This is a genomic window from Nonomuraea bangladeshensis, assembly GCF_039529455.1.
Classification (GTDB): domain Bacteria; phylum Actinomycetota; class Actinomycetes; order Streptosporangiales; family Streptosporangiaceae; genus Nonomuraea; species Nonomuraea bangladeshensis.
In genome coordinates, this window is record NZ_BAAAMV010000006.1 from 553,605 (window position 1) to 569,898 (window position 16,294).

General features: G+C 70.7%; 14 protein-coding genes. 10 read left to right on the forward strand and 4 right to left on the reverse strand.

The annotated features are described in order from the left end of the window. Positions 1–31: 31 nt before the first annotated feature. The 3 genes from ABD292_RS22030 to ABD292_RS22040 all read right to left on the reverse strand — a co-directional run bounded on the left by ABD292_RS22030 (position 32) and on the right by ABD292_RS22040 (position 5,965). Positions 32–4,906: an NAD-glutamate dehydrogenase gene (locus ABD292_RS22030; RefSeq protein WP_344210096.1), complete on the reverse strand. Its 4,875-nt coding sequence runs from the start codon at positions 4,904–4,906 to the stop codon at positions 32–34. A 316-nt stretch (positions 4,907–5,222) separates the two neighbouring features. Further along, positions 5,223–5,420 carry a zf-HC2 domain-containing protein gene (locus ABD292_RS22035; RefSeq protein WP_091079819.1) on the reverse strand — a complete coding sequence of 66 codons (198 nt, stop codon included), beginning with the start codon at positions 5,418–5,420 and terminating at the stop codon, positions 5,223–5,225. Continuing rightward, positions 5,420–5,965 (reverse strand): sigma-70 family RNA polymerase sigma factor, encoded by a 546-nt coding sequence (locus ABD292_RS22040; protein ID WP_344210099.1) that lies wholly within the window; start codon positions 5,963–5,965, stop codon positions 5,420–5,422. Before ABD292_RS22040 ends, ABD292_RS22035 begins: the two co-directional genes overlap by 1 nt. Positions 5,966–6,082: 117 nt before the next feature. Here ABD292_RS22040 and ABD292_RS22045 point away from each other — a divergent pair, with 117 nt between their 5' ends. The 5 genes from ABD292_RS22045 to ABD292_RS22065 all read left to right on the forward strand — a co-directional run bounded on the left by ABD292_RS22045 (position 6,083) and on the right by ABD292_RS22065 (position 12,242). After that, on the forward strand, positions 6,083–6,724 hold the full coding sequence (locus ABD292_RS22045) for a DUF4142 domain-containing protein (RefSeq protein ID WP_344210101.1): 642 nt from the start codon (positions 6,083–6,085) through the stop codon (positions 6,722–6,724). Further along, positions 6,725–8,227 (forward strand): DUF1996 domain-containing protein, encoded by a 1,503-nt coding sequence (locus ABD292_RS22050; protein WP_344210103.1) that lies wholly within the window; start codon positions 6,725–6,727, stop codon positions 8,225–8,227. 74 nt (positions 8,228–8,301) lie between these two features. Next, complete coding sequence (locus tag ABD292_RS22055) at positions 8,302–9,135, forward strand: ferric reductase-like transmembrane domain-containing protein (RefSeq protein ID WP_344210105.1); 834 nt, start codon at positions 8,302–8,304, stop codon at positions 9,133–9,135. 31 nt (positions 9,136–9,166) lie between these two features. Further along, complete coding sequence (locus ABD292_RS22060; RefSeq protein ID WP_344210107.1) at positions 9,167–10,780, forward strand: NADH-ubiquinone oxidoreductase-F iron-sulfur binding region domain-containing protein; 1,614 nt, start codon at positions 9,167–9,169, stop codon at positions 10,778–10,780. 70 nt (positions 10,781–10,850) lie between these two features. Beyond that, positions 10,851–12,242, forward strand: a complete 1,392-nt coding sequence (locus ABD292_RS22065; protein ID WP_344210109.1) for an FAD-binding oxidoreductase — start codon at positions 10,851–10,853, stop codon at positions 12,240–12,242. 6 nt (positions 12,243–12,248) lie between these two features. On the opposite strand, the gene ABD292_RS22070 is transcribed toward ABD292_RS22065, so the two are convergent. Then, on the reverse strand, positions 12,249–12,872 hold the full coding sequence (locus ABD292_RS22070; RefSeq protein ID WP_344210464.1) for a L,D-transpeptidase family protein: 624 nt from the start codon (positions 12,870–12,872) through the stop codon (positions 12,249–12,251). A 200-nt stretch (positions 12,873–13,072) separates the two neighbouring features. On the opposite strand from ABD292_RS22070, the gene ABD292_RS22075 reads away from it, so the two are divergent. From ABD292_RS22075 to ABD292_RS22095, 5 genes are all read left to right on the forward strand, one after another. After that, entirely contained in the window at positions 13,073–13,711 is a 639-nt protein-coding gene (locus ABD292_RS22075) for a GNAT family N-acetyltransferase (protein WP_344210111.1), read from the forward strand. A gap of 71 nt (positions 13,712–13,782) precedes the next feature. Then, positions 13,783–14,436: an HAD family hydrolase gene (locus tag ABD292_RS22080; RefSeq protein ID WP_344210113.1), complete on the forward strand. Its 654-nt coding sequence runs from the start codon at positions 13,783–13,785 to the stop codon at positions 14,434–14,436. Positions 14,437–14,491: 55 nt separating this feature from the next. Continuing rightward, on the forward strand, positions 14,492–15,001 hold the full coding sequence (locus tag ABD292_RS22085; RefSeq protein ID WP_344210115.1) for a DUF6912 family protein: 510 nt from the start codon (positions 14,492–14,494) through the stop codon (positions 14,999–15,001). Between the two features lie 88 nt (positions 15,002–15,089). Beyond that, complete coding sequence (locus ABD292_RS22090; protein WP_344210116.1) at positions 15,090–15,539, forward strand: DUF2690 domain-containing protein; 450 nt, start codon at positions 15,090–15,092, stop codon at positions 15,537–15,539. A gap of 85 nt (positions 15,540–15,624) precedes the next feature. After that, positions 15,625–16,251, forward strand: coding sequence for an HAD family hydrolase (locus ABD292_RS22095; protein ID WP_344210117.1), 627 nt, complete (start codon positions 15,625–15,627; stop codon positions 16,249–16,251). The last annotated feature ends 43 nt before the right edge of the window (positions 16,252–16,294 follow it).

Here is a 16,294-nt window from a genome sequence, read left to right on the forward strand (position 1 = left end):
CGCGGCGCCGCCGCGCCCGGGAGACCGGTGACTACGCCTCCGTGTAGGGGAGGTTGCTGGCGGCCACCAGCGTGCGGACGGCCCGCAGCGCGACCGACAGCGTGGCCAGGTCGAAGTTGTCGCTCTCCCAGATCTCCGACAGCGTCTGCCTGGCCCGCGAGACGGCCGCCGAGTTGGCCTCCGACCAGCGGGCCAGCCGCTCCTCGGGCGCCAGGCCCGGCTCGCTGTGGGCCAGCACGTCCTGGGTGAGCGAGGCGTGCGCGGCGTACAGGTCGTCGCGCAGCGCCGAGCGGGCCATGGAGTTCCAGCGGTTGTCCCTCGGCAGCGCGATCACGCGCTCCCGCAGGCGGGCCAGCTGGAGCCGGTCGGCCAGGTCGAAGTAGACCTCGGCCACCTCGCTGACCGGCCGTTCGCCGATCGAGGCGATCTCCACCAGGTCGAGCGTGGAGTAGGCGGGCACCATCCCGGCCACCCGCTCGGCCAGCTCCTGCGGCACGCCGCGGGCGAGGAAGGCGTCGCGGCGGTCCTCGTACGCGGCCAGGTCGGGCCCGGTGAGCAGCTTGGGGATGTGGGCGAGCAGCCCGTTGACGCCCTTGATGAAGAAGCCGGCCGACCCGGCGAGGTCGAGCGGCGGCCGGCGGTTGGCCAGCAGCCAGCGGGTGCCCCGCTCGACCAGCTTGCGCGCCTCCAGCAGCATGGCGATCTGGGTGGCGGTGTCCACCTGGTTGTCGAGGGCCTCGACCGCCCGGTAGAAGCTCGGCAGGTCGAACAGCTCGCGCGCGACCAGCCAGGCCCGCACGATGTCGGGCGCGGAGGCGCCGGTCTCCTCGCCGAAGCGGTGCATGAACGTGGTGCCCATGGAGTTGACCAGCTCGTTCACCACGCAGGTGGTGATGATCTCGCGGCGCAGCGGGTGCGCGTCCATGTACGGACGGAACCGCTCCCGCAGGGCCGACGGGAAGTACGAGACCAGCCACGACTCCAGGTAGGGCTCGTCGGGCAGGTCGGATCCCAGCACCTCGGCGTCCAGCACCAGCTTGGTGTAGGCGAGCAGCACCGAGAACTCGGGCGAGGTCAGCCCGAGCCGCGCCTGGCGGCGCTCGGCCAGCGTCTTGTCCGAGGGCAGGAACTCCAGCTCCCGGTTGACCAGCCCCTCGCGCTCCAGCCGCCGCAGGTAGCGGGAGTGGATGTGCAGCATCTCGACGGCCTGGGCGCGGGCGGCGTCGAGGACCACGTTCTGGGCGTGGTTGTCGCGCAGCACGAGCTGGGCGACCTCGTCGGTCATCGAGGTGAAGACCTGGTTGCGCTGCTTGTCGGTCAGCTCGCCGTCGCGGACGACCTGGTCGAGCAGGATCTTGATGTTCACCTCGTGGTCGGAGGTGTCGACGCCGGCCGAGTTGTCGATGAAGTCGGTGTTGACCAGGCCGCCGTCGCGCGCGAACTCGATCCGGGCGAGCTGGGTCATGCCCAGGTTGCCGCCCTCGCCGATGACCTTGCAGCGCAGGTCGGCGGCGTCGACGCGGAGCACGTCGTTGGCCTTGTCGCCGACGTCGGCGTGCGACTCGGACGACGCCTTGACGTAGGTGCCGATGCCGCCGTTCCACAGCAGGTCGACCGGGGCCTTGAGGATGGCGCTGATCAGGTCGGTGGGCGCCATCGAGGTGACGCCGGCCGGGATGCCGAGCGCCTCGCGCATCTGCGGCGTGATCTGGACGGACTTCGCGGATCTGGAGAAGACGCCGCCGCCCGCCGAGATCAGCCCGGGGTCGTAGTCCTCCCAGGAGCTGCGCGGCAGCTCGAACAGGCGCCGCCGCTCGGCGTAGGAGCGGGCGGCGTCGGGGACGGGGTCGACGAAGATGTGCCGGTGGTCGAAGGCGGCCACGAGCCGGATGTGCTCGGACAGCAGCATGCCGTTGCCGAACACGTCGCCCGACATGTCGCCGATGCCGACCACGGTGAAGTCGGTGGTCTGGGTGTCCACGCCCGTCGTGCGGAAGTGGTATTTCACCGACTCCCAGGCGCCGCGCGCGGTGATGCCCATGGCCTTGTGGTCGTAGCCGATGGAGCCGCCGGAGGCGAAGGCGTCGCCGAGCCAGAAGCCGTACTCCTTGGCCACCGCGTTGGCGATGTCGGAGAAGGTGGCGGTGCCCTTGTCGGCCGCGACGACGAGGTAGGTGTCGTCGCCGTCGTGCCTGACCACGTCGCGCGGGGGCACGACCTTGCCGTCCACGAGGTTGTCGGTGACGTCGAGCAGGCCGGAGATGAAGGTGCGGTAGCAGGCGATGCCCTCGGCCATCAGCTCCTCGCGGGTGCCGCCCACCGGAGGACGCTTAACGACAAATCCACCTTTAGACCCAGTCGGGACAATAACGGTGTTTTTCACCATTTGCGCCTTGACCAGGCCCAGGATCTCCGTCCGGAAATCCTCCATCCGGTCCGACCACCGCAGACCGCCGCGCGCCACCTTCCCGAACCGGAGGTGCACGCCTTCCACCCGCGGCGAGTAGACGAATATCTCGAACTTCGGCCGCGGCAACGGCAGCACGCTGATGGCCTGCGGGTCGAATTTGAGAGATATGTACGTTTTGCGGTGCCCATCCACCGTCTGGAAGTAATTGGTGCGCAATGTCGCCTGAATCATCTCCAGGTACGCCCGCAGGATGCGGTCCTCGTCCAGCGAGGCCACCTCGTCGAGCGCGCCCAGGATCTCCTCGTTCAGCGCGTCCACCAGGTCGCACCGCACGTCCTCGTCCCGCCGCGGGTCGAGCCGCGCCTCGAACAGGTTGACCAGCAGCCGCGCCAGCCGCACGTTGCCGGTGAGCACCTTCTCCATGTACGGCTGCGAGAACGTGCTGCCCGCCTGCCGCAGGTATTTGGCGTACACCCGCAGGATCTCGACCTGCTCCCAGGTCAGCCCGGCCCGCAGGATCAGCGCGTTGAAGTCGTCGGCCTGCACCCGCCCCGTCCACAGGGCGCGCAGGCCGTCCTGGAACAGGCGCTTGAAGTCGTTCCTGTCCACGTCGGCCGACGGGGTGTAGCGCAGGCCGAAGTCGTAGATCCAGGCGTTCTTGGTGGCCGGGTCGTTGTCCCGGTCGACCTCGTAGGGCCGCTCGTCCACGACCTCGACGCCCAGCCGCTGGATGAGGGGCAGCGCGTGGGACAGCGAGATGGGCGAGCCGATCTTGTAGATCTTGAGCCGCCGCTCCCCCTCGGCCGCGTCGTACGGCTCGTAGAGGTTGATCCCGACCTCACCGCCGTCGCCGCCCGCGACCAGCTCCTCCAGGCGGCGCAGGTCGACCACGGCCACCTTGGGCGGGAAGTCGGCCTTGTAGCCCTCGGGGAAGGCGGAGGCGTAGCGGCGGGTGAGCGCCGGCGCCTCCTCCTCGGAGGTCATCTCGGCCAGCGCGACCGCCAGGTCGTCCTCCCAGGAGCGGGTGATGGCGGCCAGGCGCGCCTCCAGCTCCTCCACGTCCACGCGCGGCGGCGGGAGCTGCTTGCCCCGCTCGCCCCGCACCACGACGTGCAGGCGGGCCAGCGACGACTCGCCGATCATCGCGCTGTAGTCGAGCGACCGGCCGCCCAGCGCCTTGAGCAGCACCTCCTGCATCTTCAGCCGGACCTTGGTGGTGTAGCGGTCGCGCGGCAGGTAGATGAGGCAGGAGATGTAGCGGCCGTAGTCGTCGCGGCGCAGGAACAGCTTCACCTGCTTGCGCTCGCGCAGCCGCAGCACGCCGAGCGCGATCGGCAGCAGCTGCTCGACCGAGGTCTGGAACAGCTCGTCGCGCGGGAACGACTCCAGGATCTCGATGAGGTCCTTGCCGTCGTGGCTGTCGGGGGCGAGCCCCGCGCGTTCGAGCACGTCGGCCAGCTTGCGGCGCAGCACCGGGATGCGGGAGATCGACTCGTTGTAGGCCACGTGGGTGAACAGGCCGAGGAAGCGGCGCTCGCCGATGACCTCGCCGTCCGGCGAGAACATCTTGACCCCGATGTAGTCGAGGTAGGCCGCCCGGTGGACGGTGGCCCGCGAGTTGGCCTTGGTGATGATCATGAGCTGCTTCTCGCGCGCCTTGGCCCGCACCTCGGGCGGCAGCACCGAGAAGCTCTCGGAGCCGATCCGGTCGTCGCGCAGGATGCCGAGCGCCGCGCCCGGCAGCGCCCGCAGCGCCTCGCCCCGGTCGGTGTCCTCCAGCCGGTACTCCCGGTAGCCGAGGAAGGTGAAGTGCCCGTCGGCGAGCCAGCGCAGCAGGTCGATGCTGTCCTCGACCTCGGCCGGCTCCAGCGGCGGCGGGCTCATGCTGAGGTCCTCGGCGACCTGGACGGCGACCGCCCGCATCTTCCTGAAGTCCTCGACCGCGTGGCGCACGTCGGTGAGCACCCGCTGCAGGTCGTTCTCCAGCGCCTTCAGCGCCGCCGGGTCGGCCTGCCTGTCGATCTCGATGTGGATCCAGGACTCGACCAGCATCTGGCCGGTGACGTCCTCCTGGCCACGGCCCAGCATGCGGCCCGTCATGTCCCTGCGCACCCGCATCTGCGGGTGGACCAGCAGGTGGATGCCGAGGTCGTGCCGGTCCAGCTCCATCGTCACCGAGTCGACCAGGAACGGCATGTCGTCGGTGACCACCTCGACCACCGAGTGGCCGGGGTCCCACCCGTTCCCCTCGATGGTGGGGGTGAAGGCGCGGACCACGGCCCGGCCCTGGGGACGCTGCTCGGCGAGCTGGCGCTGCGACATCGCGGGGCCGTACACGTCGACGGGGTCGCGGTGCAGCAGGTCCTCGGGGGCCACGTGGCGGTAGTAGAGCCGCAGGAAGGAGAGCGCCTCCTCGGTGATCACGTGTTCGCTGCTCGCCACGCAGTGCTCGGCCGCTCGCTGGAGCAGCTCGTCCTTGGCCTCGTCGAGGGGCATGTCAGGTCTCACTCCTTTGTGAGGGTTGGCCGGGCCGGATACGGCCAGGCTCTTGTTCCCGGGACAGCGGGAAGTAGTAGTGCGGGCGCGTGCGGACCCGCGGCAGGCCCCGCCGGCAGGGGGCGGCCGGGACAGCATCCCACAGCACGAACGCCGCGGCAGGGGCCGGGGACGACGTGAGAAGGCCCTGGGGCGTCATCGCCTCCAGGACCTGGCCGGGGATGCCGGGGAACGAGCGCATCACCGTCGATGCCCACCGAACACCTCCCCCTGAACGCCTTGCCGTTACCGATACCACCCGAAAAGGGGATGGACGTCAACGCGACATGGACATAGGAGGATCGTCGTCGGAGGCGGAGGGGGTGTGCTTCAGCTCGTCGAGCTGCTCGGGCAACTCGACGAGCTCGACGAGCTCGCGCCGGCACTGCTCGCACTCGTCGAGGTGGCGCTCGAACGCCTCGTGCTCCTCTTCATCGAGGACGCCGAGGACGTAGGCGGCCACCTCGTCATGCATCAGCCGGCTACCCCCTTGTCCCGCAGCAGCTCGCGGAGAGCCCGGATGCCGTAGTAGAGCCGGGACTTCACCGTGCCCGGCGGAATCCCCAGAATCTCCGCCGCCTCACTTATCGTACGGTCTCGGAGGTAGGTCTGCTCAATGACTTCGCGGTGTTCGTCGGACAGACTGCGGAGCGCGTCGGCGACGACCATCGCCGACAGGGCTCGCTCAGAGCCGTCCGGCACCGCCATCATGTCGACTTCGGGCGGCTCGACCTCGTGAGGCCGCACGCTCTTGCGTCGACGTCCGTCGATGACGATCCTGCGGGCTACCGTCAGTAGCCACGCCCATAAGAGGCTTGGTTCCCATTGCAGTCTTGCCGAGTTACGCCAGGCTCGGACGAGCGTCTCCTGCACGACGTCTTCGGCCCATTGGAGGTCGTTACCAGTACTTTTGCGCACGTGGCGCAGCAGAGGGCCGCCGAACTCCTGGTAAAGCACCGCGATGCGGTGCTCCGCCTCGGCATCAGCACTCTCGAACCTGCCGTCGAGGTGACCTAGCACGGGGCACATCTTTACACCTTTGTTATCGGTCCGGTAGCCACTCCGATAACTCCAGTCATTTCTAACTATTCCCGGCCATAGCTGAACCTGACCCGCTGCCGCCGCGTACCTCCGACCATGCACAGGCTTTTGCGAGGCGAGCTGTTCATGCTCGGTGGCTTCGTCCTGGCCGCCGCCGTGACGATCGTGCTGGTCATGCCCCCGTCGATCGATCCGGCGGCCGCCCAGTTCACGCAGACGTCCGCGGGACCGCTCACCGCCGCAGACCGCGACCTGCTGGTCAAGGTCCGGCAGGCCGGTCTCTGGGAGATGCCCGCGGGCGACATGGCCCAGACCCGCGCCGAGTCGCAGCGGGTCAAGGAGGTGGGCCGGCTGATCATGGAAGATCACAAGAAGCTGGACGCCCTGACCGTCCAGGCCGCCAAGAAGCTCGGCGTGGTCATCCCCGACGAGCCCAACGCCGACCAGCAACGCTGGCTCGCCCAGCTCGCGGCGGAGAGCGGCCCCGCCTTCGACAAGGACTACGCGAACCTGTTGCGTGCCGCGCACGGCAAGGTCTTCACCGTCGTGGCGAGCGTACGGGCCGGCACCCGCAACGCCGAGATCAGGAAGTTCGCCCAGGAAGGCATCAACTTCGTGATGCGCCACATGACTCTTCTGGAGTCCACGGGCCTGGTCGACTTCCAGCAACTCCCGGAGCCCCCGACGCCCTCACCTGCACCACCCGTCGCTCTGGCGGTCGACATGAGGAGACACTAAATGACGAGTTCCAGACGCATGGCCGCGGCCATGTCCGCCTTGGCCGTGGTGGCTAGCGGGCTGGTGTCCGCGGCCGTCATCGGCGTCGCCCCCGCACTGGCCGACCACTGCGACCCGGCCGAGCAGGCCTCGCAGGGTCAGCAGCAGAACAACAACCGGCAGCGGCGCAACGGCGACCAACAGGGCCAGGACGACCAGCAGGACCAGAACCAGAACCAGGGTCAGGACCAGGGCCAGGATCAAGGTCAGAACCAGGATCAGGGCCAGAACCAGGACCAGGGTCAGGACCAGAACCAAGGCCAGGACCAGAACCAGGGCCAGAACGACCAGCAGCAGAACGGCGACCAGAACAACCAGCAGAACAACCAGCAGAACAACGGCGACCAGCAGCAGGGGCAGGACCAGCAGGCGCCTCAGGGCGGCGCCAAGCTGCTCGACCCGGCCGCGTCCCCCGAGGACGCCCCCGAGGCCGCCCCCGAGGACGAGCAGACCGCCTCGACGTTCTCCCGCCGCCGCAACAACCCCACCAGGACCGCGACGCCCGTCCCCACCCGGAACAACCCCGGCGGCGGCAACGCCTCGCCGACCGCCTCCCCCACCGGCTCGGCCACGAACGACCCCGACGAGGCCGCCTGCGCCGACCTGGGCCCGTTTCCCGAGGACTTCGTCGACATCCGCCAGGTCGCCCCGCAGCGGGTGAACGCGCGCTTCAACCGCAACGGCTCCCGCGGCACCTTCGTCTCCCAGTGCGGCAGGAACGAGAACAAGCACAACAACCCGGACAACTTCATCGTGGCCCCCGGCGTGAGCAACGGGGCGCACCACCTGCACGACTACGTGGGCAACCTGTCGACGGACGCCTTCTCCACCGACGAGAGCCTGGCCGCGGCGGGCACCACCTGCCGGCTCGGCGACCGGTCCACGTACTTCTGGCCGGTGCTGCGCAACCGCAAGGTCGACGCGAACGACAACGACCCCGACGGCAACGTCGGCCAGCAGCTGACCGCCCGCGCGGTGCAGCTCCAGTTCCGCGGCAACGCCAGCTCCCGGGTGGTCGCCATGCCGAGGTTCCTGCGGATCATCACCGGTGACGCCAAGGCCGCGACCAACGGCACGGCCAACGCGAAGGCCGCGTGGTCCTGCACGGGATTCCAAAATCGCATAACTACCGACAAATATCCGCTTTGCCCGCGCGGCAGCCTCGTCCTTCGTATTCTGGATTTCCCGAGCTGCTGGGACGGACAGAACACCGACAGCGCCAACCATCGCACGCACGTGGTCTTCCCCGACCAGAACGGCGCCTGTCCGCAGGGTACGCGAGCCATCCCGCAGCTCCGCATGACGCTCGCCTACTCGGTGCCGCAGGGTCCCTCGTACGCGCTGGACGCCTTCCCCGAGCAGAAGCACAACCCGGTCACGGACCACGCAGACTTCGCCAACGTCATGCCCGACCGGCTGATGCAGACCGTCGTCTCCTGCATCAACCGGGGCCGCCGTTGCTGACCTAGAGAACCGCGCCCGCGAAGGGTCATCCGCCTTCCGAGTCGCACCCTCACCCGACCTTGGAGGGGAAACAGATGCTCCACAGACGACACCCCCGGCACCACGCGACCCAGCTGGACACCCGAAGCGTCCGGCTGGGGGCCAGCGCCATGGTCATGGCGGTCCTGCTGTCGGCGTTCGCGCTGACGAGGACCGAGCGTGGGATCGAACTGCTCGGCCGCGGGGTCGGCTTCCTCGAGTTCTACGCGGGCGTGTTCGCCCTGGTGCTGCTGACCGCGACGGTCGCGCTCGGCATCATCACCACCGAGCGCGTCTTCCTGTCGCCGGCGAACCGGGTCCGGGCGCAGCTCGCGCACCGGGCCACCGCCCTCATCGGGCTGGCCTACCTGATCACGCACGTCTCCCTCATGATCAGTCTCGGCCACATCCCGCTGGGGGCGGCCTTCGTGCCGGTGGCCGGGATCTACGTGGCCCTCGGGACGGTGGCCCTCGACCTCATGGTCCTGGCCGTGGTCACGGGGATGATCCGGGGACGCTTCGCGACGCGGAACAGGCCGTGGATGTGGCGGGTCATGCACTCCGCCGCGTACCTGGCCTGGCCCATCGCGATCATGCACGGACTCACGGCCGGCCGCCCGGCGGCCGGCTGGGTGGCCTGGTCGTACGTGGCCAGCCTGGCGGCGGTCGGCGGCGCGCTGATCGTGCGCGTGCTGGCCTCGCTCCGCAGGCCGCCCGTGGTGGCCGAGCGGGTCGAAGGACCCGCGGTGACCGCTCCGGCGGCCGTGGGCGTGCCCGCCGAGCGGCCGCAGCGGGTCGCCGCAAGCACGACAGCCGCCGCCACGGCGGGGGCGAGGAACGCGCCGGTGAGCCTCGCGGAGGCTCGCCGCAGATACCGGGAGGCCGGTTGAGTAACTCGATTGCCATCGCGAAGGAGCGACCGTGATCCCGGCCAGAGTGCCCAGGGTGTTGCGCATGGGTCCGGCCCGGCTGACCGCCGGGCTGGACCACTGCCGTCGGCTGGACCTGCCCGCCCACCGCACGCTCCACGGCCTCGTGGAGCCGCGCGAGCTGGGCGAGCTCATCTCGTACGCCAATGAGGTGGACATGCGCGGGCGCGGCGGCGCGGCCTTCCCGTTCGCGCGCAAGCTGCGGGCCGTGGCCGACGCGGCCGGCTCGAACGGCGAGAGCGTCGTGCTGGTCAACGGCGCCGAGGGCGAGCCCGCCAGCTCGAAGGACGCCATGCTGCTGACCCGCAACCCGCATCTCGTCCTCGACGGCGCGGTGCTGGCCGCCGAGGCCCTGGGAGCCAGGGAGGTGGTGGTCGCGACGGCCGGGGGCGAGGTGGCCGAGGCGTCCGTCGCCGCCGCGGTGGCCGAGCGCCGGGCGGCCAACGTCTCCGGCGGGGCCGAGAGCCGGGTGCCGATCCGGGTGGTCGGCATCAAGGAGCGCTTCATCTCCGGCGAGGGCGGCGCGCTGGTCAAGGCCGTCAACGGCGAGGAGGGCATCCCGCCAGGCCGCAAGAAGCGGGCTGCCACGAGCGGCGTGGACGGGCTGCCGACACTGCTGTCCAACACCGAGACGTACGCGCAGCTCGCGCTGCTGGCCGAGTACGGCCCCCAGAAGTACGCCGCCGTCGGCACCGCCAAGGAGCCCGGCACGATCCTGCTCACCGTGAGCGGCGGCGCCGCCGACGGCGCCGTCATCGAGACCCCGACCGGCACCCTGCTGGCCGACGTGCTCGCCATGTGCGAGGCCGACATCGGCGACGGGGTGCTCATCGGCGGCTACCACGGCGCGTGGCTGTCGGCCGACGCCGTCGAGACCGCCGTGATCTCCCGCGAGGGCATGAAGGCCGCCGGCGCCACCCTCGGGGCCGGCATCATCGTGCCGCTGGGCGAGTCCACGTGCGCGCTGGGCGAGGCCGCCCGGGTCGCCTCCTACCTGGCGGGCGAGTCGGCCGGCCAGTGCGGCCCCTGCCGGCTCGGCCTGCCGGACGTGGCCAAGCTCATGAACGCGCTGGTCGAGGGGTCCGGCTCGGTGGACGCCGTACGCCGGGCCGTCCGGCTGGTCGAGCGGCGGGGCGCATGCTTCCACCCCGACGGCACGGCCAAGTTCGTGCTGTCGGCGCTGGACGCCTTCGAGGCGGAGATCGCGCTTCACCAGGAGCACGGCTCGTGCGGGCGGCCGGTGCGCGGCGTCATGCCGATGCCCGAGCGCGCGCCCGAGCTGGAGTACCGCCTGGAGGTGGACTGGTCGCGCTGCCAGGGCCACGGGCTGTGCGCGCACCTGCTGCCGGAGTTCGTCGAGCTGGACGACTACGGCTTCCCGTCGTTCCGCAACGTGCCCGCCTGGATGGCCAAGGAGGCGCGGCGGGCGGTGGACATGTGCCCGGCGCTCGCCCTGCGACTGGCCGGCACGAGCGGGGACGGGCACGGGCCCGGCCCGTCGAAGTCGACCGGATCCCCGCTCCGCCTGGTCAAGGACGGCGTGATGAAGGCGGCGAGCGTGCCCCGGCTGGCCCGGGCCGGCGCCGGAGGAGGGGCGGCCGGGTGACGGACTCGTGACGAACCCGGTGCTCCATGCCGGCGTCTCACCGTTGGGCACCACGACGGGGAGGACGTTCATGGATCGCCGGGATCTGCTGCGCGCGGCGGCGGTGGCCCCGCTCGCCGCCTTCGCCTCCGCCCCCGACTGGAGGGCGCTGCGCGGGCGGCTGGGCGGGACGCTGGTGCTGCCCGCGGACGCCGGGTACGCCGCCGCCCGCCGCCTGTTCAACCCGGCCTACGACCGGATCAGGCCGGCCGCGCTCGCCTACTGCGCGAGCGCGGCCGACGTGGCGGCGTGCCTGGCCTTCGCCCGGGCGGGCGGCATCCCCGTCACCGCCCGCTCGGGCGGCCACTCGTACGCGGGCTGGTCCACGGGCACCGGACTGGTGATCGACCTGTCCAGGATGTCGTCGGTCCGCTACTCGGCCGGCCGGGCCACGGTCGGCGCCGGGGCGAGACTCATCGACGTCTACGACCGCCTTGCCCGGCACGGCGTGAGCGTGCCCGCCGGCTCCTGCCCGACGGTGGGGATCGGCGGTCTCGCGCTCGGCGGCGGCCTCGGCGTCGTGTCCAGGAAGCACGGCCTGACCTGCGACGCGCTGGAGGCGGTCCGGGTGGTGACGGCCGACGGGCGGGTGCTCGACTGCGACGCCTCCCGCCATCCCGACCTCTTCTGGGCCTGCCGGGGCGGGGGCGGCGGCAACTTCGGCGTGGCCGTGTCCTTCACCTTCCGTACGTTCGCGACCGGCCGGGCGACGGTGTTCTTCCTGCACTGGCCGTGGGCGCGGGCGGAGGCGGCGGTGCGGGAGTGGCAGGCGTGGGCCCCGTCCGCGCCGGACGAGCTGTGGTCGTCGCTGCACCTGACGCGCTCGGCGGCCGGGCTGGACGTGGAGGTCGTGGGCACCTTCCTCGGCGGCGCGGCGGCGCTGGACCGGGCGCTGGCCCCGCTGGTCGCGCGGCTCGGACGGCCCGCCCGGCGGTACGCGCGCACGGTGTCCCACCTGGAGGCCATGAAGGTCATGGGCGGCTGCGGGTCGCGGAGCACGGCCGAGTGCCGGCGGATCCCGCGCACGGCGTTCGCCGCCCGGTCGCACCTGGCCTACCGGCGGCTGCCGGCGGACGGGATCCGGGCGCTGGTGAAGGGGGTGGCCCGCGGCGGGCGGCACTCGGTGCTGCTGGACGCCATGGGCGGCGCGATCGGACGGGTGGCGCCGGCGGCCACGGCCTTTCCGCATCGGGCAGCCCTTTACAGCGTACAGTATTATCAGGAAGGAATGGATCGGGCATGGTTGCGGGCGATACACGCCGACATGTCCGAATATTTCGGGGAACATGCGTATGTGAATTACATCGACCCCGATTTAACGAACTGGCGGAGCGCGTATTACGGGCCCAACGCGGCGCGGCTGGCGGCGGTCAAGGCCGCCTACGACCCCGGTTGCCTCTTCCGGCTCCCGCAGGGCGTGTGACCCCGCTCAGGACTTGTCCTGGCCCTTGGCCCGGTGGATCTTGCCGCGCACGTACACCGGTTCGCCGACCTTGACCAGCTCGAACAGCCGCTTGGAGACCGCCATCGGCACCCGTACGCAGCCGTGCGAGGCCGGCCGCAGCGGCACCTGCGTCGAGCCGTGCATGGCGATCCCGCCGACGAAGTAGAGCGAGTTGTACATCGAGCCGAGCCGCCCGGTCGTCCAGCCCGGCGCGCGGCTGGTGACCCGGAAGTCGCCCACCGGCGTGATCGCGTTCCCGCAGCGCCCGCCCTCGCAGTAACGCACCTCGGCGCCCGAGGAGATGTGCGAGGTGAGCACCGGGCGGCGGTTGCGGTAGACGGTGAGGAGCTGGTAGGTCAGGTCCACCTCGACCCGGTTCGCGGCGCCCTTGGGCACCAGGGGCCGCAGGCGCGAGCGCCGGTCGAACGCCTTCAGCATCTCGGGGCCGATCACGGCCTTCGGCATGATCCTGCGGCTCTTCTGGAAGGCCCAGACGGCGAACTTGGTCTGCTCGTCGTAGACGCCGTTGGACCGGCCGAAGTAGAAGCCGCGCTCGTGGAGCCAGCGCTGCAGCGCCCTGACCTCCTCGCTGCGGTCGCCCGGCCGCATGACGGTCACGGTGGTTGTTTCCTCATCGGCCGCGGCCGGCACGCTCATCACCGCTGAAAAACCGCATCCCAGGATGAGTGCGGCTATTCCTCGTACCTTAGTCCTCATATAGCGCGCGTACCCGAATCATCGAATAAGCACCTTCTCGCTTCGGAAAACAAGTCGCGATCCTCCCATCTGCTCAGGGAAGATGTGGCGATATGCGTAACTGGCCGTTTTTCAACCTGTCCATCACGACGCCGCGTCTCGTGCTGCGCGTCCCGTCCCTGGAAGACCTCGACGAGCTGGGCGACCGCGCCGCCGAGGGCGTTCACGAGGACGGCTTCATGCCGTTCCTGTTCCCCTGGACGGACGGCGAGCCCGCCGAGCGGGCCAGGCGGACCGCGCAGTACCACTTCCGCGCCTGGGGCGCGCTGACCGCCGACGACTGGGCGCTGGAGTTCGCCGTCCTGTACGAGGGCCAGGTCGTCGGCACCCAGGGGATCCAGGCCAGGAACTTCGCCGTCACCCGCGAGCTGGGCTCCGGCTCCTGGCTCGGCCGGCGCTTCCACGGCCGGGGCATCGGCACCGAGATGCGGGCGGCCGTCCTGCACCTGGCCTTCGCCGGGCTCGGCGCGCGGCACGCGGTGACGGAGGCGTTCGAGGACAATCACGCCTCGCTCGCGGTCACGCGCAAGCTCGGCTACCGCGAGGACGGCATCATGATGCACGCCCGCAAGGGCGAGCCGGTCGCCACGCAGCGTTTCCGGCTGGCCGCCGAGGACTGGAGCGAGACCCCGGGCGTCGAGATCCACAACCTCGGCCCGTGCCTGCCGCTGCTGGGCCTCGCCGGCTCCTGACCTGGCAATTTAGCCTGATTTATCGGCATTTCCTGGGACGTCTTACTCTAGAACGGAGTTCGAGCCTGGAGGTGGCCGTGGTCACGGGTGTGCTGATCGACTGGGGCGGGGTGCTCACGACCAGTCTCGCCGACTCCATCGCCAAGTGGATCGAGGCGGACCGGATCGACGGCGAGCACTACCGCTCCGTGATGCGGGAGATGATCGACCACGCCTACGGCGAGGGCGCGGGCGAGAACGCCGTGCACGCCCTGGAGCGCGGCGAGCTCGACGGGCCCGCGTTCGAACGCGACCTCGCGGCCCGGCTGCTGACCCTGGACGGGGTGCCGCCGGTCGCCGACGGGCTGCTGGAGCGCATGTTCGCCGGGTTCGAGCGGGTCGAGGCGATGCACGACATGCTGCGCGACGTACGCGCCCACGGCGTCAGGACCTGCCTGGTCTCCAACTCCTGGTCCCACACCTACCAGCGCGACGGCTGGGACGACATCTTCGACGCCGTGGTCATCTCGGGCGAGGTCGGCATGCGCAAGCCCGAGCCGCGCATCTTCCACCACGCCCTCGACCTCATCGGGCTGCCCGGCGCGGAGTGCGTGTTCATCGACGACATCGAGGCCAACATCACGGCCGCGCGCGCCCTCGGCATGGCCGGGATCCACCACCGCGACCCGGACACGACCATCGCGGAGCTCGAGTCTCTGCTAAGCCTCACGCTCCGGCGGGCATGATAGGTGCCCTGCCCGCCGGGCCGTTCCCGGCGGCCTGAAGCACGAAAGGTTCGTGATGCGCGTCTATCTGCCGTGCACCCTCCCGGCCCTGGCCACCGCGGTCAAGCTGGGAGAGCTGGGCCCGGCCCCGCTGACCGGCTACGCGGTGACCCCCGCGCTGACCGAGTGGTACGCCTCGGGCGACACCGAGGAGCTCGAATACGTGGCGTTGACCGAGGCCGCCCGCGCCTCGCTGCGCATGCTGGCGGCCGACCGCGCCGACGGCGTCCAGGCGCCGCCCCGCCGGGTGGTGGTCGCCGCCGAGGTGCCGGAGGGCGCCGCCAGGGCCGGCGCCGACCTGGAGGAGCGCGCCCGCGTCCGCCTCGCGCAGGCGGTGCCGCTGACCAAGGTGGCCGCCGTGCACATCGACGACCTGGAGGCGGCCACCGACGTCGAGGCCGCGCTCGCCGCGCTGCCCGCCGCCGACGAGGGCGACGACGACGCCCGCTTCACCGTGGACGGGGCGGAGGCCCACGAGCTCATGTGGTACGCCACCCAGGAGATCCCCGACCTGTTGCGATCATGACAAAGATCACAAAACCTTGACCGTCCGGCGCGGATCATCGCTAATGTCCCGACGCAGCACTGTTTCTTACACGAGGAGTCGATTCCCAGTGAAGCTTCGCGTAGCGGCGACCGCGATCGGGGCAGCGGCGGTCACCCTCCTGGCGGGCTCCCCAGCCCACGCACAGGCCGCGCTGAAGCCCTACGACCACAAGGACCCGTACCGCAGCGGCTGCGGCAACTCGGCGCGCGTCGTGCGCACCGCCGCGATCAAGACCCGGTTCAACGACCAGGTGGGCACGGTCAAGCTCATGTGGTCGGGCAAGTGCAAGACCAACTGGACCGAGATCACCACGATGACCTCCGCGTCCGGCACCATCCGGGTCTACCGCAATGGCGCCAGCGACACCTTCCAGTTCAAGAAGGGCAACGGCGGCCGGCACTGGGGCAACATGCTCTACGGCAACAACGTCTGCACGTGGGGCAGCGCCTCCGTCCAGTGGAACGGCGGCCGGGGCGGCCAGACCGGCACCGGCACCACCTCCAAGGCCTGCGGCTGAGCACGTCCCCGGGCCGCGGCCGGTCGGTCGCGTCCCGGGGGCTTCGCGGGGAAATGTCTCCCCCGGCTAATAAGCTGTGCCCCAAATGACGAAACACATCATTTGGGACTGGAACGGCACGCTGTTCCACGACATCGACGCCGTGGTCGGGGCCACCAACGAGGTCTTCAAGGCGTACGCGCTGCCCGCCCTCACCGCCGACGGCTTCCGCGCCGTCTACACCCGGCCCATCTGGGTCGCCTACGAGCGCCTGCTCGGCCGCCCCCTCAACGAGGGCGAGTGGGAGCTGCTCGACGACGGCTTCCACGAGCACTACTTCCGGCTCAGCGAGGTCTGCGGGCTCGCCGCCGACGCCGAGACGGTGCTCACCGGCTGGACCGGCACGCAGTCGCTCTGCTCGATGGCGCCGCACACGCACCTGGTGCCGAAGGTGGACGCGTTCGGCATCACCCGGCACTTCACCCGTATCGACGGCCTGCACGGCACCACCGGCGGCGAGAAGGCCGCCCACATGGCCGCGCACATCCGGTCGCTCGACGTGGACCCCGCCGAGGTGCTGGTGATCGGCGACAGCGTGGACGACGGGATGGCCGCCCGCCACGTGGGCGCGCGGGCCGTGCTCTACACCGGCGGCATGTCCACCAGGGCCGAGCTGGAGGCCACCGGGCTCCCGGTGGTGGACACGCTGGCCGCCGCGCTCGACTTCGCCTGACGCCGGTCATACGGAATCTTCCGGACGGCGGGCCCGCGCGGGC

What these genes read in the sequence shown, in the direction of transcription:
- ABD292_RS22095 (WP_344210117.1), top strand. Translation starts at nt 15,625, where the DNA reads ATGACGAAACACATCATTTGGGACTGGAACGGCACGCTGTTCCACGAC.
- ABD292_RS22070 (WP_344210464.1), bottom strand. Translation starts at nt 12,872, where the DNA reads ATGCGGCCGGGCGACCGCAGCGAGGAGGTCAGGGCGCTGCAGCGCTGG.
- ABD292_RS22055 (WP_344210105.1), top strand. Translation starts at nt 8,302, where the DNA reads ATGCTCCACAGACGACACCCCCGGCACCACGCGACCCAGCTGGACACC.
- ABD292_RS22035 (WP_091079819.1), bottom strand. Translation starts at nt 5,420, where the DNA reads ATGCATGACGAGGTGGCCGCCTACGTCCTCGGCGTCCTCGATGAAGAG.
- ABD292_RS22030 (WP_344210096.1), bottom strand. Translation starts at nt 4,906, where the DNA reads ATGCCCCTCGACGAGGCCAAGGACGAGCTGCTCCAGCGAGCGGCCGAG.
- ABD292_RS22045 (WP_344210101.1), top strand. Translation starts at nt 6,083, where the DNA reads ATGCACAGGCTTTTGCGAGGCGAGCTGTTCATGCTCGGTGGCTTCGTC.
- ABD292_RS22050 (WP_344210103.1), top strand. Translation starts at nt 6,725, where the DNA reads ATGACGAGTTCCAGACGCATGGCCGCGGCCATGTCCGCCTTGGCCGTG.
- ABD292_RS22065 (WP_344210109.1), top strand. Translation starts at nt 10,851, where the DNA reads ATGGATCGCCGGGATCTGCTGCGCGCGGCGGCGGTGGCCCCGCTCGCC.
- ABD292_RS22085 (WP_344210115.1), top strand. Translation starts at nt 14,492, where the DNA reads ATGCGCGTCTATCTGCCGTGCACCCTCCCGGCCCTGGCCACCGCGGTC.
- ABD292_RS22075 (WP_344210111.1), top strand. Translation starts at nt 13,073, where the DNA reads ATGCGTAACTGGCCGTTTTTCAACCTGTCCATCACGACGCCGCGTCTC.